Below are 20,991 nucleotides of genomic sequence, written 5' to 3' on the forward strand. Positions count from 1 at the left end.
GCGTGGGGCGGGTGTTCGGGGTGCCGCTGTACCTCAACGGCTCGATGCTCCTGCTCGCCCTGCTGGTCACCGTCCTGTACGCCGAGTTCGCCCGCCACCAGCTCGCGCTGTCGCAGCTCGCCGGGTACGTGATCGGGGTCGGGTTCGTGGTGTCGCTGCTCGGCTCGGTGCTCCTGCACGAACTCGGGCACGCGCTCACCGCCCGCCGGTACGGCATCGGCGTGCGGGGGATCACCCTCGAACTGCTCGGCGGGTACACCGAGATGGACCGCGACGCCCCGTCACCCCGCGTCGACCTGCTCGTGTCCCTCGCCGGGCCGGCGGTGTCCGCGGTGCTCGGCGCGCTCTCCGTCGCGGCCACCCTCGCCCTGCCCGACCGGACCGTCGCCAACCAGCTCGCCTTCCAGCTCGCCGTGAGCAACGTGATCGTCGCGGTCTTCAACATCCTGCCCGGGCTGCCGCTGGACGGCGGGCGGGCCCTGCGTGCCGCCGTCTGGGCGCTGACCCGCGACCGGCACCGCGGCACCGAGGTGGCCGGCTGGGTCGGGCGCGTCGTCGCCGCGGGCACCGCCCTGCTCGTCGCCGCGCTCACCCTCACCCGCCACCTGGCGCCGCTCGCGCTGCCGCTCATGCTGCTCGTCGCGTTCACCCTGTGGCGCGGCGCCGGCCAGTCGATCCGCTACGCCCGGATCAGCCGCCGGTTCCCGCTCATCGACCTGACCCGCCTCGCCCGGCCCGTCTGGCCCGTGCCCACCGGCACCCCCCTCGCCGAGGCGCAGCGCCGCCACGCCGAGGGCGGCCCGCCCGGTGCCGCGCTGCTGGTCACCGACAACGCCGGCCGCCCCGTCGGCCTGGTCGACCCGGCCGCCGCCGCCGCGGTGCCCCCCGAGCGCCGCCCCTGGCTCGCCGTGGACGCCGTCACCCGCTCGCTGTCCGCCCTGCCCGCCCTCCCGGTCGGGCTGGACGGGGAACGCGTGATGGAGGCCGTGCAGACCCACCCGGGCGCGCAGTACGTCGTGACGGCAGGCGAAGATGTCGTCGGCGTTCTGCACATCGCGGATCTCGCCCAGCTCCTCGAACCCGACCGGAAGATGAACACGTGAGCGCAACTCCCTCCGCCGTGCCGGCCGACTCGGGCGCCCCCGTCCGCCCGGAGCTGCCGCCGGCGCGCCGAGGCCCCTTCACACCCGGCGACCGGGTGCAGCTGACCGACCCGAAGGGGCGGATGCACACCATCACCCTGGAGCCCGGCAAGGCGTTCCACACCCACCGCGGCATCCTGGAGCACGACGCGCTCATCGGCCTGCCCGACGGCAGCGTCGTCACCACCAGCGGCGGCGGCACCGCGTTCCTCGCCCTGCGGCCCCTGCTCGCCGACTACGTGCTGTCCATGCCCCGCGGCGCCCAGGTCATCTACCCGAAGGACTCCGCGCAGATCGTCGCGATGGGCGACATCTTCCCCGGCGCGAAGGTCCTGGAGGCCGGCGCGGGCTCCGGCGCGCTCAGCTGCTCCCTGCTGCGCGCCGTCGGCACCGAGGGCGAACTGCACTCCTACGAGGTCCGCGAGGACTTCGCCCAGATCGCCCGCCGCAACGTCGAGGCCTTCTTCAACGGCCCGCACCCCGCCTGGCACCTGCACGTCGGCGACGTGGCCGGCTGCACCGAGACCGGCTTCGACCGGATCATCCTCGACATGCTCACTCCGTGGGAGATGCTCGACATGGTCGAACGGGCGCTGCTGCCCGGCGGGGTGCTCATCGGCTACGTGGCCACCACCCCGCAGCTCTCCGAGCTCGTCGAGGCGCTGCGCGAGCGGGGCGGCTGGACCGAGCCGCGCGCCTGGGAGTCCCTGGTGCGCGACTGGCACGCCGAGGGGCTCGCCGTCCGCCCCGACCACCGGATGGTCGCGCACACCGCCTTCCTGGTCTCCGCCCGCAAGCTCGCCCCGGGCGTCACCGCGCCGCCGCGGCGCCGCAAGCCCAGCAAGGGCGCCGAGGCGTACGTCCAGCGCCGGCAGGTGCTGCGCGAGGCCGAGGCGGCCCGCCAGGCCGCCGCGGCGGCGGACGGCGTACGGGCCGAGGCCGCGGAGGAGACGGACCGGCCGTGACCGGCACGGGTGACGTGGCATGAGCGGACGGGGCGTCCGCGGACGAGGGTGTCGACCGGTGGGAGGCGGCGGCATGAGCGAGCGCAGCGAGCGAGTCATCGGGCACTGTGCGGTGGAGTCTCATGGTGGCGCCGACCGGAGGGAGGCGGCGGCATGAGCGAGCGCAGCGAGCGAGTCATCGGGCACTGCGCGGTGGAGTCTCATGGTGGCGCCGACCGGAGGGAGGCGGCGGCATGAGCAGCCCGGGTTACGGCGGTGGGGACCTGCCCGCGGTGTTCCCGGACTGGTCGCCCTACCAGGACCTGGAGTCGGCGGCGCGGGCCTACCTGCGCGACCCCGACATCGCCCTGGAGGCGCTCGGCGGCGTGCTGCGCGGGGCGTCCGTGCTGGGCTTCACGCTGGAACGCTTCGTCAACGAGGTCAACGGGGTGTGGCAGGAGGTCGTCGTCTGCGACGGCAGCCGGCTCATCCTCTGGCACGGCGAGGACGTGCCGCCGGGGGAGGGGCCGCCGGGGTCGATGACCTCGTCGCTGCGGGTGGTGCCGGTCTCCACGGTCACCGAGGTGGGCTGCCGGCGCCGGCTCACCCGCTCCGAGAGCGGCGCCATCCGGGTCGACAGCATCGACGTCTACCTGCTGCTCAGCTCGCTCGACGAGGCGTCCGCGCCGGAGGAGATGGTCGGCGCGCCGCGGCACGACGCGCTGCGCTTCGGCAAGACCCTCGACGACGGCGGGGCCGGGCAGATCGCCCGGTTGGAGGAGTTCGCCCGGCTCGTCGCCTCGGTGGTCGGCCGTCCGCTCCTGTAGTGCGCAGTCCCCGGGCGGCGTCCCTCCCTCTACCAGGCGCTCCCTCCCCGGCGCGGTGCCCGCTCCGCGGAGCGCTCAGTCGCCGGCGTCGGGGCCGGCCACCTCCAGGCCGTCGCCCGCGCGCACCACGTGGATGCACTCGCCGGGGCACTCCCGCGCCGAGTCGATCACCTCGAGACGCAGGTGCTCCGGCACGTCCACCCGGCTGCCGGGAGCCTGCCGCAGCTCGCCGTCGGCGCCCTTCACGTACGCCAGGCCGTCGACGTCGAACTCGAACACCTCCGGGGCGTACTGCACACAGAGACCGTCACCCGTGCAGAGATCCTGGTCCACCCAGACCTGGAGCTGGTCCGTCGCGACCTCCGCCACCGGCGCACCCCCCATGTTCTCCCGTCCCACGCCCCGACGGTACCGGAACGGCCGCACCGGCCCGGTCGGCCCACCCTTCGCGATCAAGGTTCGGTGACAGGGGCGTTGCGCGGGACCGAATCGCGCTCATAGCGGCTAGTGTTAGGGCAGAACGTTCAAGCCCCCCGGGGAGGTGGGACGTGGCACGCAGCGACGACGCGGACTCGCGCGCCGCACGGTGGGAGAAGGAGGCCCACGATCTCTCCACGCAGGTCGCGTTCCTGCAAGAGGAACTCGCTCTGGTGCGGCGCAAGTTGACCGAAGGCCCCCGACACGTCCGGCAGCTCGAGGAGCGGCTGGCGGCCACCCAGGCACAGTTGGCGCGGCTGACCGAGAACAACGAGCGGCTCGTGAGCACCCTCAAGGAGGCTCGCGCGCAGATCGTGACGCTCAAGGAGGAGATCGACCGCCTCGCCCAGCCACCGAGTGGCTACGGCGTCTTCCTCGCCCGGCACGACGACGGCACCGTCGACGTCTTCACCGGCGGCCGCAAGCTGCGCGTCGCGGTGTCGCCGTCACTCGACGTCGCCGAGCTTCGGCGCGGGCAGGAGGTCCTGCTCAACGACGCGCTCAACATCGTCGACGCGTTCGGCTACGAGCGGGTCGGCGAGGTGGTGATGCTCAAGGAGGTGCTGGAGAGCCCCGGTGGGACGCCCGGCGACCGGGCGCTGGTGGTCTCCCACTCCGACGAGGAGCGGGTGGTGCACCTCGCCGACACCCTGGTCGGCGCCCCGCTGCGCGCGGGCGACTCGCTCATGATCGAGCCCCGCTCGGCGTACGCCTACGAGCGGATCCCGAAGAGCGAGGTGGAGGAGCTGGTCCTGGAGGAGGTGCCCGACGTCGACTACACCGACATCGGCGGCCTCCAGGCGCAGATCGAGCAGATCCGCGACGCCGTGGAACTGCCCTTCCTGCACGCCGACCTGTTCCGCGAGCACCACCTCCGCCCGCCGAAGGGCATACTGCTCTACGGGCCGCCCGGCTGCGGCAAGACGCTCATCGCCAAGGCCGTGGCCAACTCGCTGGCCAAGAAGATCGCCGAGCGGCGGGGCGAGGAGAAGCACACCAGCTACTTCCTCAACATCAAGGGCCCCGAGCTGCTCAACAAGTACGTCGGCGAGACCGAGCGGCACATCCGGCTGATCTTCCAACGGGCACGGGAGAAGGCCGGCGAGGGCACGCCGGTGATCGTGTTCTTCGACGAGATGGACTCCGTCTTCCGCACCCGCGGCTCCGGCGTCTCCTCCGATGTGGAGAACACCATCGTCCCGCAGCTGCTCAGCGAGATCGACGGCGTGGAGGGGCTGGAGAACGTCATCGTCATCGGCGCCTCCAACCGCGAGGACATGATCGACCCGGCGATCCTGCGCCCCGGCCGGCTCGACGTGAAGATCAAGATCGAGCGGCCGGACGCCGAGGCGGCCAAGGACATCTTCTCCAAGTACATCCTTCCCGACCTGCCGCTGCACCCGGACGACCTGGCCGAGCACGGCGGCGACCCGCAGGCCACCGTGGCGGCGATGATCGACGCGGTCGTGCTGCGCATGTACTCGGAGACCGAGGAGAACCGCTTCCTCGAGGTCACCTACGCCAACGGTGACAAGGAGGTCCTCTACTTCAAGGACTTCAACTCCGGCGCGATGATCCAGAACATCGTCGACCGGGGCAAGAAGATGGCCATCAAGGAGTTCCTCACCTCCGGCCGCAAGGGGCTGCGCCTGCAGCACCTGCTCGACGCCTGCGTCGACGAGTTCCGGGAGAACGAGGACCTGCCCAACACCACCAACCCGGACGACTGGGCCCGCATCTCCGGCAAGAAGGGCGAGCGGATCGTCTACATCCGCACGCTCGTCTCCGGCGGCAAGGGGGCCGAGGCCGGCCGGTCCATCGAGACGGCCAGCAACACCGGCCAGTACCTCTGACCGGCACCGTGCGGTGACGGGGGCCCGGGGTGGGCGCCACCCCGGGCCCCCGTCGTACGCCGCACCCACCACCCGCCGCGGACCGCGCGCCCACGTCGCCCGGCCGGCGGCGGCGACCGCCGCGCCCGCGCGGCGGACCCTCCACACCCCGTGCGGACGGCGCGGCCCCCGCCACGCCCCCGCCCGCCGCACGGACGACTACGCTCGACGGGACGGGGGACCGGACGGGCGAGCGGAGCGAGCAGGTCGATGAGCGTACGACGGATCATGGGCACCGAGGTCGAGTACGGCATCTCCGTGCCCGGTCAGGCCGGTGCCAACCCGATGGTCACCTCCTCCCAGGTGGTGAACGCCTACGGGGCCCGCCCGGAACTCAACCGCGGCGGCCGGGCCCGATGGGACTACGAGGAGGAGTCGCCGCTGCGCGACGCCCGCGGCTTCACCTACTCCGGCGCCGCGTACGACCCGGCCGAGGCGCTGGCCGACGAGGACCTGGGGCTCGCCAACGTCATACTCACCAACGGCGCCCGCCTCTACGTCGACCACGCGCACCCCGAGTACTCGACGCCCGAGGTGACCAACCCGCTGGACCTGGTGCGCTGGGACAAGGCCGGCGAACGGGTGATGGCCGAGGCGTCCCGCCGGGCCGCCACCATCCCCGGCACCCAGCCGATCCACCTCTACAAGAACAACACCGACAACAAGGGCGCCAGCTACGGCGCCCACGAGAACTACCTCATGCGGCGGCAGACCCCGTTCGCCGACATCGTGGCGTACCTGACGCCGTTCTTCGTCACCCGGCAGATCGTCTGCGGCGCCGGCCGGGTCGGCATCGGCCAGGACGGCGGCCAGAACGGCTTCCAGATCTCCCAGCGGGCCGACTTCTTCGAGGTCGAGGTCGGCCTCGAGACGACCCTCAAGCGTCCGATCATCAACACCCGCGACGAGCCGCACGCCGACGCGGACAAGTACCGGCGCCTGCACGTCATCATCGGCGACGCGAACCTGTCGGAGATCTCCACCTACCTGAAGGTGGGGACCACCGCGCTCATCCTCACCATGATCGAGGAGAAGGCGCTCGGGCCCGACCTCGGCATCGCCGACCCGGTCAACGAGCTGCGCGCGGTCAGCCACGACCCCTCCCTGACCCATCTCATGCGGATGCGCGACGGGCGCCGGCTCACCGCCCTCGACGTGCAGTGGGCGTACTACGAGCGGGTGCGGTCCTTCGTGGACGAGCGCTACGGCAGCGACGCCGACGAGCAGACCGTGGACGTGCTCGACCGGTGGGAGAGCGTGCTGGACCGCCTCGGCCGCGACGTGATGCTCTGCGCCGACGAGTTGGACTGGGTGGCGAAGCTGCGGCTGCTCGAGGGCTACCGGGAGCGGGAGAAGCTCGGCTGGGGCTCGCACAAGCTCCAACTCGTCGACCTGCAGTACGCCGACGTACGCCCCGAGAAGGGCCTCTACCACCGGCTGGTGTCGCGCGGCGCCATGAAGACGTTGCTCAGCGACGAGGAGACCCGCACGGCGATGACGGAGCCGCCCGAGGACACCCGGGCGTACTTCCGCGGCCGGTGCCTCGCCCAGTACGCGTCCGAGGTCGTCGCGGCGAGTTGGGACTCGGTCATCTTCGACGTGGGACGCGAGTCGCTCGTGCGGGTGCCGATGATGGAGCCCGAGCGGGGCACCCGCAAGCACGTCGGGGCGCTCTTCGACCGGTGCGCCAGCGCGAAGGATCTGCTGGAGACGCTCACCGGCGGCTGACCCGTCCCGCACCCACGTGCCCGTCGCGCGACCACAACGGCGCGCGGCGGGCCTTTCGTCGCCCCCGCGAGGTAAGTTTCTCGGAAGAGATCGTTGGAGGAGGCACAGATGGCCACTCGTGACAGCGGCGGTCAGTCGCAGACGGGCAAGTCCCGCCAGAGCGAGGAGATCGAGGACGTCACCACCGAGGCGAACCCGGAGGTCGCCGAGCGGCACGCCGAGATCACCGAGGACGTCGACGACCTGCTCGACGAGATCGACTCGGTCCTCGAAGAGAACGCAGAGGAGTTCGTGAGGGGATACGTGCAAAAGGGAGGTCAGTGATTATACGGGTCAAAGCGGACATGCCGCTGTGACCGGATGATCAAGGCGGCCCGCCGCCGTTGCCGCGACTGTGGGGAATGGAAGCGGCGCGGCGAGTTCTGTGCGAGCAGCACGCGCCCTGCCACGACCGACGGACGAGCGAGACCAGGCAGCGGCGCTACGGCGGCGATCGCGAGTACCACCTGCGGCGGCCGTACGGCATCGGGCGGAAGGAGTTCGACGAGCTCCTCGCCGCGCAGGGCGGCGTGTGCGCGGTCTGCGGCGTCCCCGATCCGGAACATCTGGACCACGATCATCGCACCGGATGGGTGCGCGGGATACTCTGCTTCAACTGCAACGGTGGTCCTGGCCGGTTCCGTGACAGTCCCGAACGGCTGGCCAGGGCGATCACGTATCTGAGAGGAACCACGTGGCAGCGGGTTTTGATCCATCCGGGCGTCTACCAGATGTGTTCACCAACGCGGGGACGTCCTCCTTCACCTCGTTCCTGAGCAAGGTGGCACCCGAGATGCTGCCCGGCCGACGGCCCCTGCCTCCGGGCATGGCGGCCGACATGGCCCCCCACGCCACCACGATCGTGGCGATCTCCGCCGAGGGCGGCGTGGTCATGGCGGGCGACCGCCGGGCCACGATGGGCAACCTGATCGCGCAGCGGGACATCGAGAAGGTGCACCCGGCCGACGCGTACTCGCTGGTCGGCATCGCGGGCACCGCCGGCATCGGCATCGAGCTGATGCGACTGTTCCAGGTGGAGCTGGAGCACTACGAGAAGATCGAGGGCGCGATGCTCTCGCTCGACGGCAAGGCCAACCGGCTCGCCTCGATGATCCGCGGCAACCTCGGCGCCGCGATGCAGGGCCTCGCGGTGATCCCGCTGTTCGCGGGCTTCGACCTGGCCGCGACGGACCCGGCGAGGGCCGGGCGCATCTTCAGCTTCGACGTGACGGGCGGCCCGTACGAGGAGACCGGCTACGACGCCATCGGCTCCGGTTCGCTCTTCGCGAAGTCGGCGCTCAAGAAGCGGTTCCGGCCCGGGCTGTCGATCGACGACGCGGTCCGGCTGGCCGTGGAGGCGCTCTACGACGCCGCCGACGACGACACGGCGACCGGCGGTCCCGACCTGACCCGTCGCATCTACCCGGTGGTGATGACCGCGACCGCGGAGGGCACCCACCGGCTCACCGACGCCGAGACGGCGGCGATCGCGGAGGCCGTGGTCTCCGCCCGGATGGAGAACCCGGGCGGCTGAGCCCGTCCGCACCGTCAGCAGTCGTCCGCACAGCGCTAAGGAGAACCAGCCGCCGTGGCCATGCAGTTCTACGCCTCGCCCGAGCAGATCATGCGCGACCGTTCCGAGCTGGCCCGCAAGGGCATCGCCCGGGGGCGCAGCGCCGTGGTCCTGAGCTACGAGGGCGGGGTGCTCTTCGTCGCCGAGAACCTCTCCAGCGCCCTGCACAAGGTCAGTGAGATCTACGACCGGATCGGGTTCGCCGCCGTCGGCCGGTACAACGAGTTCGAGAACCTGCGCCGCGCCGGCGTGCGGATGGCCGACCTGAACGGCCTGTCGTACGACCGGCGGGACGTCACGGGGCGGGCCCTCGCGAACGCGTTCGCGCAGACCCTGGGCGCCATCTTCACCGAGCAGTCGAAGCCGTTCGAGGTGGAGATCTGCGTGGCGGAGGTGGGTGCCACGCCCGACGACGACGAGCTCTACCGGCTGACCTACGACGGCTCGGTCAACGACGAGCCGGGCCGGATGGCGATGGGTGGGCAGGCCGAGGCGATCACCGGGGTGCTCAAGTCGGAGCACCGGCCGGACATGTCGCTCGGTGAGGCGGTGCAGGTGGCCGTGCGGGCGCTGGGCAGCGTCGGCGGCGAGGGCGGCGCGGCCCGCACGATAGCGGCGAACCAGCTGGAGGTGGCGGTCCTCGACCGGCGCCGGATCGGGCGGACGTTCCGGCGGATCACCGGGGCGGCGTTGACGTCGCTGCTGGACGGCGGCGCGGGTACGGGGGAGGAGCCGGCCGGCGGTCCGCAGACGCCGACCGTGCCGACGGAGGAGGCGCACAAGCCGACCACGTCGGCCGCCTCGGCCGACCTGGAGCGCCGCGACTCCGACGAGGCCGGTTCCTGACGGATCCGGCCGGCGGGCGAGCGAGCCGGGCCGCCTGAGCGGGGAGTTTCTCCTCCCGCCGGGCGGTCCGGTTTTCTGTGTCGGCGGGTGTCGGTGATCGTCTCGTCCAACTGCGACGGCCGCGTACGCCGGGTCGACCGCCGGTGACCAGGATCTTCACGGGTGGCGACGTGCCCGGCGGGGCGGCGGCGCCGGGCCGGCGGGCACGGTCGGGCCGCGCCGTCGTGGGTCCGCGGACATGAGCGCTGCCCAATCGGGCTTCCGGGCGGCTAATGTCACACCATGGAGCGGCGAATCTTCGGCCTCGAGACCGAGTACGGCGTCACCTGTACCTACCGCGGGCAGCGGCGGCTCTCTCCCGACGAGGTCGCCCGCTACCTCTTCCGCCGTGTGGTGTCCTGGGGCCGGTCCAGCAACGTGTTCCTGCGCAACGGTGCCCGGCTCTACCTGGACGTCGGGTCCCACCCCGAGTACGCCACGCCCGAGTGCGACTCGGTGGTCGACCTGGTGGCCCACGACCGGGCCGGCGAGCGGATCCTCGAAGGGCTGCTCGTCGACGCCGAGAAGCGGCTGCACGACGAGGGCATCGCGGGTGAGATCTACCTGTTCAAGAACAACACCGACTCGGCCGGGAACTCGTACGGCTGCCACGAGAACTACCTGGTGTCGCGGCACGGGGAGTTCGGCCGGTTGGCGGACGTGCTGATCCCGTTCCTGGTCACCCGGCAGTTGATCTGCGGGGCGGGCAAGGTGCTGCAGACGCCGCGCGGGGCGGTGTACTGCCTGTCCCAGCGGGCCGAGCACATCTGGGAGGGCGTCTCCTCGGCGACCACCCGGAGCCGGCCGATCATCAACACCCGCGACGAGCCGCACGCGGACGCCGAGCGGTACCGCCGGCTGCACGTGATCGTCGGTGACTCCAACATGAACGAGGTCACGACGCTGCTCAAGGTCGGCACGGCCGACATCGTGCTGCGGATGATCGAGTCGGGGGTGGTGATGCGGGACCTGTCGCTGGAGAACCCGATCCGGGCGATCCGCGAGGTGTCGCACGACATCACCGGCCGGCGCAAGGTGCGGCTCGCGTCCGGCAAGGAGATCAGCGCGCTGGAGATCCAGCAGGAGTACCTGGCCAAGGCGACCGAGTTCGTGGAGCGGCGGGGCGGCGACCAGACGGCCAAGCGGGTGGTCGAGCTGTGGGGCCGGGTGCTGCGAGCCGTGGAGACGGGTGACCTGGAGCCGGTGGCCCGGGAGATCGACTGGGTGACGAAGCTGCGGCTCATCGAGCGGTACCAGCGCAAGCACGACCTGCCGCTGTCGCATCCGCGGGTGGCGCAGATGGACCTGGCGTACCACGACCTGCGCCGGGGCCGCGGCCTGTACGCGTTGCTGGAGCGGCGCGGCGAGGTGGACCGCGTGGCCACCGACCCGGAGATCTTCGAGGCGAAGGAGACGCCGCCGCAGACGACCCGTGCGCGGCTGCGGGGCGAGTTCATCCGGCACGCCCAGGAGAAGCGGCGGGACTTCACCGTCGACTGGGTGCACCTGAAGCTCAACGACCAGGCGCAGCGGACCGTGCTGTGCAAGGACCCGTTCCGGGCGTACGACGAGCGGGTCGAGCGGCTGATCGCCAGCATGTGACCCGTGGGCGGTCGGCTCGGCGGTGGCGCGCGCCGTCGAGCCGACCGGCCCGGTAGGCTGGCCGGGCCATGACGACATCCTCGAGTCCCGAGCCTCCCGAGGGCGGCAAGCAGCGCCTGAACTGGGTCGAGCGCCGCCGGGAGAAGATCCGTGCCGAGATCGAGCGCAACCGGCGCGGCGAGTACACGGTGCCGACCTGGGTGCTGGCGCTCGCGTTGGTGCTGATCGTGGGCGGCTGGCTCGCCCTGATCTTCCTAGTCTGACCGCCCCCGCGCGCCCCGCCCCCCCGCCCCGCGCGCCCCGCCCCCGTCTCCCCGGCGATCTTGCACTTTCGGCCCCTGTTTCGCGGCCTTCGCCCCAAATGCCGGGGCCGAAAGTGCAAGATCGCGGAGAGGGGCGGGGAGCGGCGGGGAGGGAGGGGGAGGGGTGGGGCGTGACCCGGGTGGGCCAGGGGTTGGCCCGGGCGGGTCGCCCCGGCGGGTAACCGGCCGGCGTCGCCGCCGCGCGGTCAGCGCCACGTACGACCCCGCGCCGGCGGCCACCGGGACGCCACGACGCGGGAGGCGACGCATGGCCGATGAGACGACGACGGTGCCCCAGCCGCAGTGGGACGGCAGGGGTTGGCTCGACACGGGGCCACGGGACGTGCTGCGGGACCGGCAGAACCCGGATCTGTTGACCCCGCCGCCGACGGACGCGGGCACGCTACCGAACCTGCGGTTCTCGTTCTCCGACGCGCACACCCGCATCGAGCGGGGCGGGTGGACCCGTGAGGTCACCCAGCGGGAGCTGCCGATCGCCACCGAGCTGGCCGGTGTCGACATGGCGCTGGAGCCGGGCGCGTACCGGGAGCTGCACTGGCACAAGCAGTCCGAGTGGGCGTACGTGCTGCGGGGCAGCTGCCGGATCAGCGCCGTCGACCAGGAGGGGCGCACGTTCCTGGACGACGTGCGAGCGGGGGACCTGTGGTTCTTCCCGCAGGGGGTGCCGCACCACATCCAGGCCCTCGACGAGGGAGTGGAGTTCCTGCTGGTGTTCGACGACGGGGCGTTCTCGGAGAACGGCACGTTCCTCATCAGCGACTTCTTCGCGCACACGCCCCGCGAGGTGCTGGCGAAGAACTTCGGTTGGACGCCGGAGCAGTTGGAGCGCCTGCCGGAGCGGGAGAAGTACATCTTCGCGGGGCAGGTGCCGCCGCCGCTGGAGCAGGACCGGGTGATCAGCCCGACCGGGGACGTGCCGCGGACGTTCAGCCACCGGATGCTGGCGCAGGAGCCGCAGCGTTTCCCCGGCGGCCGGGTCCGGGTCGCGGACGTGTCGAACTTCGCCGCGTCGACGACGATCTGCGCGGCGCTCGTGGAGATCGACCCCGGGGGTCTGCGGGAACTGCACTGGCATCCGACGGACGACGAGTGGCAGTACTACATCTCGGGGCAGGGCCGGATGGGGGTCTTCGCGAGCAGCGGGCTGGCGCGGACGTTCGACTTCCGGGCCGGCGACGTGGGGTACGTGCCGTTCGCGTACGGCCACTACATCGAGAACCTCGGTTCCGAGCCGCTGGTGTTCCTGGAGATGTTCCGCAAGCCGCGCTTCGAGGACATCTCGCTGGCCCAGTGGATGGCGCTCACGCCGGCGCAGGTGGTGGCGGACACGCTCAACCTGCCCCGGGAGATGGTCGAGGCGTTGCCGAAGGTGAAGCGGTCGGTCGTGGGCTGAGTCAGGCGAGCAGCGCGGCCGCGTGGCGGCCGGCGGCCGCGGCGGCGAGGAAGTACGCGTGGTCGGCGTCGAGGCCGCGCCCCATGGTGGACAGCGGCACGGTGCTGGCCCGCAGCGCGGCGTCGAGCCCGTCGGTGCGTACCCGCACGATCCGGTGGCGCGCGGCCAGCGGCGCCAGCGCCGCGTCCACCTCGGCGGCGAGCGCCGGGTCGAGGTCGTCGGGCACCACCAGGTCGGCGGGGGCGAGGGCCACCCGGCCGTACGCGGTGAGGCTGTGGTGGGAGACGCCGCGGTGCCGGGGGCGGGGGTCGGCGGCGGAGATGCGCAGCGAGCCGACGGGGCGGCCGCCGAGCGTGGCCACGGCGTTGACGGCCTCGCCGACGGCGACCCCGGAGAAGCCCCAGCGGGTGCCGGTGCCCAGGTTCCCCGGGCCCTGGGCGACGACGGCCACGTCGGCGTGGAGCACGTGGCGGGCGGCGAGCAGCCCGCTGTGCAGGGTGCCCGCCTCCAGGTCGCCGCCGAACGCCTGTCCCACGCTGACGGTGCCCGCCAGCTCGTCACGCAGCCCGGCGAGGGTGCGGGAGAACCAGGCAGGCAGGGCGCCGCCGTCGGTGAGCACGTACGCCACGCGGGCGTGCGGCGCGTCGGCCCGGACGCCGGCGAGGATCGCCGGCAGGGCCGAGTGCAGGTCGGCGGTGACCACCGGCAGGCCGGCGAGGTCCTCGGCGGCCTCCAGCACGGCCCGGTGGGGCGAGGCCTCCTCGTCGACCCCGAGCAGGATCGGTTGCAGCGGGGTGTAGCGGGCCTTCACGAGGTGCCCCGCGTCGCGGGTGTCGGCGGCCTGCGGCGGGTCCGGCGGCAGCCGGTCGGGCAGGGCCACCACGAGGGCGTACCCGCCGGTGCCAAGGCCCATGAGCAGCGCGCCGGCGTTGAGCAGCACCCGGTCGCCCGGCTGCGGCTCGCCGACGAGGTGCGGGTAGGCGAGCGCCCGCATGATCGTGCCGTCGGGCAGGGCCACGTCCAGTTCCACCGCGCCGGCCCACCGCCGCCGCAGCGCCGACACCGTCCCGGACCGCCATCGCACCATGACGGGCACGCTAGCGGCGCGGCCCGCCGGGGCCGGGCGCGGGGTCGCCCGCGGTCGGCGCAGCCCCGGAGGTCGCCGGCCCGCGGTCGGCGCGGCTCGGGCGGGTCGCCGGCCCGCGGTCGGCGCGGCCCGGAACCCCGCCATGCTCACAGTCAGCGCAGCCCGGGATCCATCGGGCCGTCCTGCAGCGGCGGCTCCGGTCCGCGCTCGCCGCGGCCGGGAAGCGACCCGGTCGGGTCGAGGAACAGGTAGCGGATCTCCGGGTAGCGTTCCCGCAGCCGCCGCTCCGCCTCGTCGGCGGTGGCCTCGATGGCCGCGCCGGTGGCCTCGTCCCGGAAGTCGACCTTGGCGGCGACCAGCATGTCCATCGGGCCGAGCTGCATGGTGAGCAGGGTGTCGATCCGCTGCACCTCCGGCAGGCCGGCCAGGGCGTGTTCGATCTCGCGCCGCAGCCGTTCCGGGACGGCGCGACCGACCAGCAGCGACAGGTTGCTGTAGGCGAGGGTGGCGGCGACGGTCAGGAGCAGCAGACCGATGAGGACGGACGCGATGCCGTCCCACAGTTCGTCCCCGGTGAGTTCGGACAGGCCGACGCCGGCCCCGGCCAGGAGCAGGCCGATGAGGGCGGCGCTGTCCTCCAGGAACACCGCCTTGAGGGTGGTGTCGGCCGTGAGCCGCAGGTAGCGGCGCGGTGTGGTCCGCCAGCGCCGGGACTCGCGGCGCACCTGGCGTACGGCCCGGGTCAGCGAGACCGACTCGATGGCGAACGAGACGGCGAGCACCACGTACGAGACGAGGAAGTTCCCGCTGTGCTCGTGCACGAGGATCGTGGTGACGCCGTGCGTGATCGCGAAGCCGGCGCCCGCCACGAAGGTGAACAGGGCGGCGAAGAACGCCCAGACGTAGCTCTCCTTGCCGTAGCCGAACGGGTGCCGGGCGTCGGCCGGGCGGGCCCCGCGGCGCAGGGCCATGAACAGCAGCACCTCGGTGGTGGTGTCGGCCACCGAGTGCGCGGCCTCGGACAGCATGGCGGCCGACCCGGAGATCAGGCCCGCGACCAGCTTCGCCCCGGCGATGGCGAGGTTGGCGGCGCCCGCGACGACGACGGTGCCGACGCTCTCGCTCTTGACCTCCGGCTGGGCCATGGGGCCACCCTATGGCCAGCGGCGGGCGGTCCGCGCGGCGAGCGGGGGACCACCCGCACCCGGTTGGAGATCGGCCGCCGTGGCGACGGCCTTCGCGTCCACCACACGCCGACCGTGCGGGTGCACGGTTCCGCCGCGGCGGCTGCTAGCGTCTATGCGTGTCCCGTACCCGTACCGAACGCCTGGTCAACCTGGTGATCTGCCTGCTCTCCACGCGGCGCTTCCTGACCGCCGCGCAGATCGCCGCGACCGTGCCCGGCTACGAGCACGATCCGAACGACGCGCGTGACCACGAGGCGTTCCAGCGCAAGTTCGAGCGGGACAAGGCCGAGCTGCGCGAGCTGGGCGTCCCGCTGGAGACCGGCACGACCAGCGTCTTCGACAGCGAGCCCGGCTACCGGATCGCCCGCCGGGAGTACGCGCTGCCCGACATCCCCCTCGAACCGGACGAGGCCGCCGCCGTGGGCATCGCCGCGCGGTTGTGGCAGCACGCCGGGCTGGCCGCCGCGGCCTCGTCGGGGCTCGCGAAGCTGCGTGCCGCCGGGGTGGACGTCGACCCGCAGGCCACGCTCGGTCTCGAGCCGATGGTGACCGTCGACCCGGCGTTCGCGCCGCTGACCGCCGCCGCCCGCGACCGCCGGGAGGTGGCCTTCGACTACCGGGTGCCCGACCGGGACGCCCCGACGCACCGCCGTCTCCAGCCGTGGGGCGTCGTGTGCTGGCGCGGCCGGTGGTACGTGGTGGGGCACGACCTGGACCGGGAGGCGACCCGCTGCTTCCGGCTCTCCCGGGTGGTGGGCCCGGTACGGGTCACCGGCGAGCCGGGCGGCTACGAGCCGCCGGCGGGGGTCGACCTCATCAGCCACGTCGCCCGCTGGTCGGGGCCGGTGGAGCGGACGGGGCGGGCCACCGTGCTGGCCGCGCCGGGCCGGGCCGCCGGGCTGCGCCGCTGGGCGGTGGAGGTCGCCGCCGGGCCCGACGGAGACCGGCTGGTGCTGCCGTACGCGGACCCGGACTCGCTCGCCGCGCACCTGGTCGGCTACGGGCCGGACGTGCGGGTGCTCGACCCGCCGGAGGTGCGCGAGGCGGTCATCCAGCGGCTCAAGGAGTTCGCCGCGCGGCACGACGACCTGGCGGCCGCGGGAGGCCCCCGATGACGCGCCCCGCCGCCCGCGGCGGCTCCCGCACCTCCGCCGACCGGCTGGCCCGGCTGCTCAACCTCGTGCCCTACCTGCTGGCCCGGCCCGGCATCGAACTCGCCGAGGCCGCGCGGGACCTGGGCGTGACCGAGCGGCAGCTGCGCGAGGACCTGGAGCTGCTCTGGGTGTGCGGGCTGCCCGGCTACGGCCCCGGTGACCTCATCGACATGGCGTTCGACGGCGACCGGGTGACGATCACGTACGACGCCGGCATCGACCGGCCGCTGCGGCTCACGCCGGACGAGGCGCTCGCGCTCGTGGTGGCGCTGCGGATGCTCGCCGAGACGCCGGGGGTCACCAACCGGGAGGCCGTGGAACGCGCCCTCGCCAAGATTGAGAACGCGGCCGACCTGGTGGGCGCGCCGGTGGAGGTGCGGCTGCCGGCGGACACCCGGCGGGTGGAGGAGCTGCGGGCGGCCGTGGAGGGCGGCCGGGCGCTGCGGATCACGTACTACACGGCGGCGCGCGACGAGACGACCGAACGCACCATCGACCCGCTGCGGATGCTGATGGTCGGCGGCCGGGCGTACGTGGAGGCGTGGTGCCGCCGGGCCGAGGCGGTCCGGCTGTTCCGGGCCGACCGGATCGACGCGGTCACCGAGCTGGACGAGCCGGCCGTCGTGCCGCCGCAGGCCCGCCCCCACGACCTCAGCGAGGGGGTGTTCCGTCCCTCGCCCGACCTGCCGCTCATCACGCTGCGGATCGGCCGCGGCGAGCGCTGGATCACCGAGTACTACCCGTGCGAGCGGGTGGAGGCCGGTGACGGCGACGAGTGGCTGGTCTCCCTGCGGGTCACCGACCTGGCCTGGGCGCGCCGCTTCGTGCTCGGGCTGGGCCCGGACGTGGCCGTGGTCGCCCCCGCCGAGCTGGCCGAGCAGGTCCGGGCGGCGGCGACCGCCGCGCTGGACGCGTACGCCCGACCGGCGCCCACGGCCCGGCGCGACCCGGAACCCGCGGCCGCCGACCCGGCGGTCGCCGCCGGCCCCCGGTAGGCTGACCGCCGTGCTGTGGTGGATCGTGCTCGCGGTGGTGCTCGCCACCCTCGTCGTGCTGGCCGTGGCCGTCCGGGGCGTGCTGAGCCGGCTGCCCGGCCTGCGCCGCGCGGCGGTGGCGTTGCAGCGCCGGCAGGCGGAGGCGCAGGAGCTGGCCGGTGCGGCCACGGCGCTGCAGGAGCGGGCCGAGGCGCTCCAGGACCAGCTGGCCACCGCCCAGCGGCGCATCGAGCTGATCAAGGCGAAGCGAGGCGGGTGACCGGGACCGGTCGCACGGTCCACTCGGGGGTGACGCCCCGACCCGATGATCTTCGCGTGGCGGCGCAGTTCTGCCCCGTTTCGCGCGGAAACGATCGGTGACTGCCTGTTGACGGGACATCCCGGGTTGGTCAAGACTTCACCGGCCGGGACGAACCACCGTCGCCCCGGTGGGTGGCATCGAGCCGATACGCACGTACGATGGGCTCCGACACACCCCTTGCTGTCTCACAGAGCGACTGGAGCTTCCCATGGGTGCCCTCAAGCCGTGGCACATCGCCGTACTCGTGGTCGTGCTGATCCTCCTCTTCGGCGCGAAGCGGCTCCCCGACGCGGCCCGCTCGCTGGGCCGCTCGCTGCGGATCATCAAGGCCGAGACCAAGAGCCTGCACGACGACGACCGCGACCTGGCCGAGAAGGCCGACGCCCAGGCGGGCTACCAGCCGCTGCCGCCGAACGCCGCGCAGCAGCACCCGCAGGCCGCGCCGTACCAGGCCCCGCCGCAGCAGCCGGTCGCCGACCCGGTGCAGCGCGTCCGCGACAACTGATCGAGGGGCCCGAGACCCGTGGCCTTCGCGCTGCGCAAGCGCGGCCCCAGCAACTTCCAGCGGGCCGCCGACGGCTCGATGACGCTCATCGAGCACATCCGGGAGTTGCGCACCCGCCTGTTCCGCGCCTCGCTGGGAATCCTGGTCGGCTTCGGTGTCGGGGTCGCGGTGGCCGGTCGGGTGCTGCACGTGCTGCAGATGCCGTACTGCGACCTGCCGAAGGCGCGGCTGGCCAACGGCGACTGCAACTTCGTCCAGCTCGGCCCGGCCGACCTGTTCCTCCTCCAGCTCAAGGTGGCGCTCTGGGTCGGCCTGATCATCGCGGCACCGATCTGGCTCTACCAACTGTGGGCGTTCATCGCGCCCGGTCTGCACCGGCACGAGCGGCGCTACGCGTACATCTTCACCGGGCTGGCGGCGCCGCTGTTCGCGGCGGGCGCGGTGCTGGCCTTCTTCGTCACCTCCAAGGGCCTGGAGTTCCTGCTCAACGTCTCCGGCGGCGGGGACGTCACCACGACACTGGACATCACCCGCTACATCTCCTTCGTCACGAACCTGATCCTGCTGTTCGGGGTGGCGTTCGAGTTCCCGCTGATCGTGCTCATGCTCAACTTCGTGGGGCTGGCCAGCGGGAAGCGACTGCTGGGGTGGTGGCGGATCGCGGTGTTCGTGTTCTTCGCGTTCTCCGCGGTCGTCACGCCGACGCCGGACCCGTTCGGGATGACCGCCCTCGCCGTCTGCCTCTGCGCGCTCTACTTCGCGGCGGTGGGCGTCGCGTTCCTCAACGACAGGCGGCGCGGGCGGGGCAAGGAGATGTACGCGGGGATCGCCGACGACGAGGTGTCGCCGCTGGACCTCGACGCCGAACCGGTCGAGGCCGGGCAGCGGGTCGACGCGTCCGGCCCGATCGAGCCACCGGAGCCGGTCGCGGCTCCCGCGCCGATCGAGCGCCGTTACGACGACATGACCTGACCCTGGGTCACCACACCGGCACCGGCGGACACGCCGGCGCGACACGTGCGAACAGCGGAGGCCGCCCGGATGGGGCGGCCTCCGCCGTACCGGTAGGTTGCTCGCCGTGACCGCGGACGATCACCCCACCGTCGACCCCGACGGGCCCGTCGCCGTGCTGGCCAACCCGAGCGCCGGCCGGGGCCGCCACCGCGGCCTGCTCGCGCCGCTGCTGTCCCGGCTGGCCGGCGCGGGCCGGGAGGTGCGGCTACTGGAGGCGCGCAGCGCCGAGCAGGCCGAGGCGGTCTGCCACGCGGCGGTCGCCGGCGGCGTGGCCGCCCTCGTGGCGGTCGGCGGGGACGGCACCGTGCACCGCGCGGTGCAGGCGGTGGCCGGCACGTCGATCCCGTTCGCGCCGGTGCCGGCGGGCACCGGCAACGACTTCGCCACCGAAACCGGATACCCGCCGGATCCCCTCGCGGCCGCCGAGGTGATCGCCGGGGCGCTGCGCGCCGGTCGCACCAGCCCCGTGGACCTCGCCCGCCTCACCGGCCCGACCGGTCCGCCACGCTGGTACGGGGCGGTGCTCGCGGCGGGCTTCGACGCCATCGTCAACGAGCGGGCCAACCGGATGCGCTGGCCGCGCGGGCCCCGCCGGTACGACCTGGCGATCCTCGTCGAGCTGGCGCGGCTGCGCCCCCGCCGCTACAAGCTGCGCCTCGACGGCGAGGCGCACGAACTGGACGCCGTGCTGGTGGCCGTGGGCAACTGCCCCAGCTACGGCGGCGGGATGCGGATCTGCCCCGACGCGGAGCCGGCGGACGGCCTGCTCGACGTGGTGGTCGGCGGCCGGTTCGACCGGCGCACCCTGATCCGGGTGAAGCCGAGCATCTACCAGGGCACCCACGTGCGGCACCCGCTGGTGACCAGCTACCGGGTCCGCACCGTCGAGCTGGCCGCCGAGGGCATCACCACGTACGCCGACGGGGAGCGGGCGCTGGACCTGCCCGTGACCGTCACGGCCGTGCCCGGCGCCCTGCGGCTGCTGCGCTGACCGCGCCGCCGCCCGGGCCCAGGCCACCGTGCGTGGGCCGCGGCCGGGCGGCGTGCCCGGCGACCGGCCCGCCCGGGACGGCGGATCAGTGCGGCGGGACCAGGGCGCCGGGATCGGGGCTCAGGACGGCAGGGCGAGGTCGAGCACCGCGCCCAGGCCGTTGGGGCGCCCGGCGTCGGCGCAGGGGAGCACCAGCACGGCGCAGCCCGCGGCGGCGGCCCCGGCGTCGGCCGGCGTGTCGCCCACCATGAGCGTCTCCTCCGGGTCGACGCCGAGCATGCCGCAGGCGCGCAGGAAGATGCCCGGGTCGGGCTTGCAGCGCCCCACCTCGTACGACAGGACGAACGCGTCGACCAGGCCGGTGAGCTGCCACGCGTCGAACAGCGGGCGCAGGTCGAAGCCGATGTTGCTCACCACGGCGACGCGGACGCCCGCGTCGCGCAGCGCGGCCAGCGTGGGCGCCGTGTCCGGGTAGGGGACCCAGCCGTCGGGGATGAGCACACGCTCGTAGAGCGCCTCGGCGAAGCCCTCGATGCCGGCGTCGACCGTCTCGGCCAACCCCGTGTAGGCCCCCCGGTGGGCGTGCGGGTAGAGGTCGCGCGCCGACCACAGCTCGGCCAGCCGGGGCGGCACGCGGGCCGGCAGCGGCCCGCCGGCGCGGCCGGCGGTGAGCAGCCGGTCGGCGAGGGCGGTGGCCCGGGCGCGGTCGAGGGTGACGCCGCAGGCCGCGGCGGCCTTCAGCACCCACTCGCGGGGCTCCTCCACCTGGGCGAGCGTGCCGTGGAAGTCGAAGAGCACCGCCTTGACCGGGCGGCGGGACGGCTCATGGCGGGCGGACGCGTCGGCGCCGCCCGGCGCGGGGGTCTGGGGCGGTTCGGGTTGCTCCGGCACGTGGTGCACCCTACCGACCGCCCCTGACGGCCCGTCCGGTC

General features: G+C 73.4%; 23 protein-coding genes. 18 read left to right on the top strand and 5 right to left on the bottom strand.

Annotated elements, in window-relative coordinates:
• Positions 1 to 44: 44 nt before the first annotated feature.
• From OG994_RS07770 to OG994_RS07780, 3 genes are all read left to right on the top strand, one after another.
• The gene (locus OG994_RS07770) at positions 45 to 1,103 is read left to right on the top strand and encodes a site-2 protease family protein (RefSeq protein WP_240032794.1); all 1,059 of its coding nucleotides are present in this window, start codon (positions 45 to 47) and stop codon (positions 1,101 to 1,103) included.
• A complete protein-coding gene (locus OG994_RS07775) occupies positions 1,100 to 2,107 on the top strand; it encodes a tRNA (adenine-N1)-methyltransferase (RefSeq protein WP_406104209.1) in 1,008 nt (335 codons plus the stop codon). The genes OG994_RS07770 and OG994_RS07775 overlap by 4 nt, the downstream gene beginning before the upstream one ends.
• A gap of 233 nt (positions 2,108 to 2,340) precedes the next feature.
• On the top strand, positions 2,341 to 2,913 hold the full coding sequence (locus tag OG994_RS07780) for a hypothetical protein (protein WP_120327005.1): 573 nt from the start codon (positions 2,341 to 2,343) through the stop codon (positions 2,911 to 2,913).
• 75 nt (positions 2,914 to 2,988) lie between these two features.
• Here OG994_RS07780 and OG994_RS07785 read toward each other — a convergent pair whose 3' ends face one another.
• Positions 2,989 to 3,282: a ferredoxin gene (locus OG994_RS07785; RefSeq protein WP_328853687.1), complete on the bottom strand. Its 294-nt coding sequence runs from the start codon at positions 3,280 to 3,282 to the stop codon at positions 2,989 to 2,991.
• Between the two features lie 179 nt (positions 3,283 to 3,461).
• Here OG994_RS07785 and arc point away from each other — a divergent pair, with 179 nt between their 5' ends.
• The 3 genes from arc to OG994_RS07800 all read left to right on the top strand — a co-directional run bounded on the left by arc (position 3,462) and on the right by OG994_RS07800 (position 7,334).
• The gene (gene arc / locus OG994_RS07790; protein ID WP_120327006.1) at positions 3,462 to 5,243 is read left to right on the top strand and encodes a proteasome ATPase; all 1,782 of its coding nucleotides are present in this window, start codon (positions 3,462 to 3,464) and stop codon (positions 5,241 to 5,243) included.
• A gap of 249 nt (positions 5,244 to 5,492) precedes the next feature.
• Positions 5,493 to 7,010: a depupylase/deamidase Dop gene (gene dop, locus OG994_RS07795; RefSeq protein WP_120327007.1), complete on the top strand. Its 1,518-nt coding sequence runs from the start codon at positions 5,493 to 5,495 to the stop codon at positions 7,008 to 7,010.
• Positions 7,011 to 7,118: 108 nt separating this feature from the next.
• Positions 7,119 to 7,334, top strand: a complete 216-nt coding sequence (locus OG994_RS07800; protein ID WP_120327008.1) for a ubiquitin-like protein Pup — start codon at positions 7,119 to 7,121, stop codon at positions 7,332 to 7,334.
• Here the strand turns inward: OG994_RS07800 and OG994_RS07805 are convergent.
• On the bottom strand, positions 7,328 to 7,630 hold the full coding sequence (locus OG994_RS07805; protein WP_328853850.1) for a hypothetical protein: 303 nt from the start codon (positions 7,628 to 7,630) through the stop codon (positions 7,328 to 7,330). The genes OG994_RS07800 and OG994_RS07805 overlap by 7 nt on opposite strands.
• On the opposite strand from OG994_RS07805, the gene OG994_RS07810 reads away from it, so the two are divergent.
• The 6 genes from OG994_RS07810 (at position 7,535) to OG994_RS07835 (ending at position 12,825) form a co-directional block, all read left to right on the top strand.
• Positions 7,535 to 7,825, top strand: coding sequence for an endonuclease VII domain-containing protein (locus OG994_RS07810; RefSeq protein ID WP_328853688.1), 291 nt, complete (start codon positions 7,535 to 7,537; stop codon positions 7,823 to 7,825). The genes OG994_RS07805 and OG994_RS07810 overlap by 96 nt on opposite strands.
• On the top strand, positions 7,744 to 8,583 hold the full coding sequence (gene prcB, locus OG994_RS07815; RefSeq protein WP_192902055.1) for a proteasome subunit beta: 840 nt from the start codon (positions 7,744 to 7,746) through the stop codon (positions 8,581 to 8,583). The genes OG994_RS07810 and prcB overlap by 82 nt, the downstream gene beginning before the upstream one ends.
• A 54-nt stretch (positions 8,584 to 8,637) precedes the next feature.
• Entirely contained in the window at positions 8,638 to 9,468 is an 831-nt protein-coding gene (prcA, locus tag OG994_RS07820) for a proteasome subunit alpha (RefSeq protein WP_120327011.1), read from the top strand.
• A 282-nt stretch (positions 9,469 to 9,750) separates the two neighbouring features.
• Positions 9,751 to 11,109, top strand: a complete 1,359-nt coding sequence (pafA, locus tag OG994_RS07825; protein WP_120327012.1) for a Pup--protein ligase — start codon at positions 9,751 to 9,753, stop codon at positions 11,107 to 11,109.
• A 68-nt stretch (positions 11,110 to 11,177) separates the two neighbouring features.
• On the top strand, positions 11,178 to 11,372 hold the full coding sequence (locus tag OG994_RS07830; RefSeq protein ID WP_120327013.1) for a hypothetical protein: 195 nt from the start codon (positions 11,178 to 11,180) through the stop codon (positions 11,370 to 11,372).
• 307 nt (positions 11,373 to 11,679) lie between these two features.
• Positions 11,680 to 12,825, top strand: a complete 1,146-nt coding sequence (locus OG994_RS07835) for an oxalate decarboxylase family bicupin (protein WP_328852668.1) — start codon at positions 11,680 to 11,682, stop codon at positions 12,823 to 12,825.
• A 1-nt stretch (position 12,826) separates the two neighbouring features.
• On the opposite strand, the gene OG994_RS07840 is transcribed toward OG994_RS07835, so the two are convergent.
• Together OG994_RS07840 and OG994_RS07845 are read right to left on the bottom strand one after the other, a co-directional pair.
• A complete protein-coding gene (locus OG994_RS07840) occupies positions 12,827 to 13,912 on the bottom strand; it encodes a DUF3866 family protein (protein ID WP_328852669.1) in 1,086 nt (361 codons plus the stop codon).
• Between the two features lie 152 nt (positions 13,913 to 14,064).
• Positions 14,065 to 15,057, bottom strand: coding sequence for a cation diffusion facilitator family transporter (locus tag OG994_RS07845; protein WP_120327016.1), 993 nt, complete (start codon positions 15,055 to 15,057; stop codon positions 14,065 to 14,067).
• A gap of 158 nt (positions 15,058 to 15,215) precedes the next feature.
• On the opposite strand from OG994_RS07845, the gene OG994_RS07850 reads away from it, so the two are divergent.
• The 6 genes from OG994_RS07850 to OG994_RS07875 all read left to right on the top strand — a co-directional run bounded on the left by OG994_RS07850 (position 15,216) and on the right by OG994_RS07875 (position 20,059).
• Positions 15,216 to 16,214, top strand: a complete 999-nt coding sequence (locus tag OG994_RS07850; protein ID WP_328852670.1) for a helix-turn-helix transcriptional regulator — start codon at positions 15,216 to 15,218, stop codon at positions 16,212 to 16,214.
• Positions 16,211 to 17,248, top strand: coding sequence for a helix-turn-helix transcriptional regulator (locus tag OG994_RS07855; RefSeq protein ID WP_120327018.1), 1,038 nt, complete (start codon positions 16,211 to 16,213; stop codon positions 17,246 to 17,248). The genes OG994_RS07850 and OG994_RS07855 overlap by 4 nt, the downstream gene beginning before the upstream one ends.
• A gap of 10 nt (positions 17,249 to 17,258) precedes the next feature.
• The gene (locus OG994_RS07860; protein WP_120327019.1) at positions 17,259 to 17,507 is read left to right on the top strand and encodes a hypothetical protein; all 249 of its coding nucleotides are present in this window, start codon (positions 17,259 to 17,261) and stop codon (positions 17,505 to 17,507) included.
• Positions 17,508 to 17,757: 250 nt separating this feature from the next.
• Positions 17,758 to 18,054, top strand: a complete 297-nt coding sequence (gene tatA / locus OG994_RS07865; RefSeq protein ID WP_120327020.1) for a Sec-independent protein translocase subunit TatA — start codon at positions 17,758 to 17,760, stop codon at positions 18,052 to 18,054.
• Between the two features lie 18 nt (positions 18,055 to 18,072).
• Positions 18,073 to 19,026, top strand: a complete 954-nt coding sequence (tatC, locus tag OG994_RS07870; RefSeq protein ID WP_120327021.1) for a twin-arginine translocase subunit TatC — start codon at positions 18,073 to 18,075, stop codon at positions 19,024 to 19,026.
• 97 nt (positions 19,027 to 19,123) lie between these two features.
• Positions 19,124 to 20,059: a diacylglycerol kinase family protein gene (locus OG994_RS07875; RefSeq protein ID WP_328852671.1), complete on the top strand. Its 936-nt coding sequence runs from the start codon at positions 19,124 to 19,126 to the stop codon at positions 20,057 to 20,059.
• A gap of 120 nt (positions 20,060 to 20,179) precedes the next feature.
• Here the strand turns inward: OG994_RS07875 and OG994_RS07880 are convergent, their stop codons facing one another.
• Entirely contained in the window at positions 20,180 to 20,950 is a 771-nt protein-coding gene (locus tag OG994_RS07880) for an HAD family hydrolase (protein WP_120327101.1), read from the bottom strand.
• Between the last annotated feature and the right edge of the window lie 41 nt (positions 20,951 to 20,991).

It is taken from the genome of Micromonospora globbae, from assembly GCF_036184225.1.
In the GTDB taxonomy this organism is placed as follows: Bacteria; Actinomycetota; Actinomycetes; order Mycobacteriales; family Micromonosporaceae; genus Micromonospora; species Micromonospora globbae.

Bases quoted from the DNA above. Each gene is read 5' to 3' on its own strand.
- OG994_RS07805 (WP_328853850.1), bottom strand. From the start codon at position 7,630: ATGATCGTGGTCCAGATGTTCCGGATCGGGGACGCCGCAGACCGCGCA.
- tatA (WP_120327020.1), top strand. From the start codon at position 17,758: ATGGGTGCCCTCAAGCCGTGGCACATCGCCGTACTCGTGGTCGTGCTG.
- OG994_RS07845 (WP_120327016.1), bottom strand. From the start codon at position 15,057: ATGGCCCAGCCGGAGGTCAAGAGCGAGAGCGTCGGCACCGTCGTCGTC.
- pafA (WP_120327012.1), top strand. From the start codon at position 9,751: ATGGAGCGGCGAATCTTCGGCCTCGAGACCGAGTACGGCGTCACCTGT.
- OG994_RS07770 (WP_240032794.1), top strand. From the start codon at position 45: ATGCTCCTGCTCGCCCTGCTGGTCACCGTCCTGTACGCCGAGTTCGCC.
- OG994_RS07855 (WP_120327018.1), top strand. From the start codon at position 16,211: ATGACGCGCCCCGCCGCCCGCGGCGGCTCCCGCACCTCCGCCGACCGG.
- OG994_RS07780 (WP_120327005.1), top strand. From the start codon at position 2,341: ATGAGCAGCCCGGGTTACGGCGGTGGGGACCTGCCCGCGGTGTTCCCG.
- OG994_RS07835 (WP_328852668.1), top strand. From the start codon at position 11,680: ATGGCCGATGAGACGACGACGGTGCCCCAGCCGCAGTGGGACGGCAGG.
- OG994_RS07800 (WP_120327008.1), top strand. From the start codon at position 7,119: ATGGCCACTCGTGACAGCGGCGGTCAGTCGCAGACGGGCAAGTCCCGC.
- OG994_RS07840 (WP_328852669.1), bottom strand. From the start codon at position 13,912: ATGGTGCGATGGCGGTCCGGGACGGTGTCGGCGCTGCGGCGGCGGTGG.
- OG994_RS07830 (WP_120327013.1), top strand. From the start codon at position 11,178: ATGACGACATCCTCGAGTCCCGAGCCTCCCGAGGGCGGCAAGCAGCGC.
- dop (WP_120327007.1), top strand. From the start codon at position 5,493: ATGAGCGTACGACGGATCATGGGCACCGAGGTCGAGTACGGCATCTCC.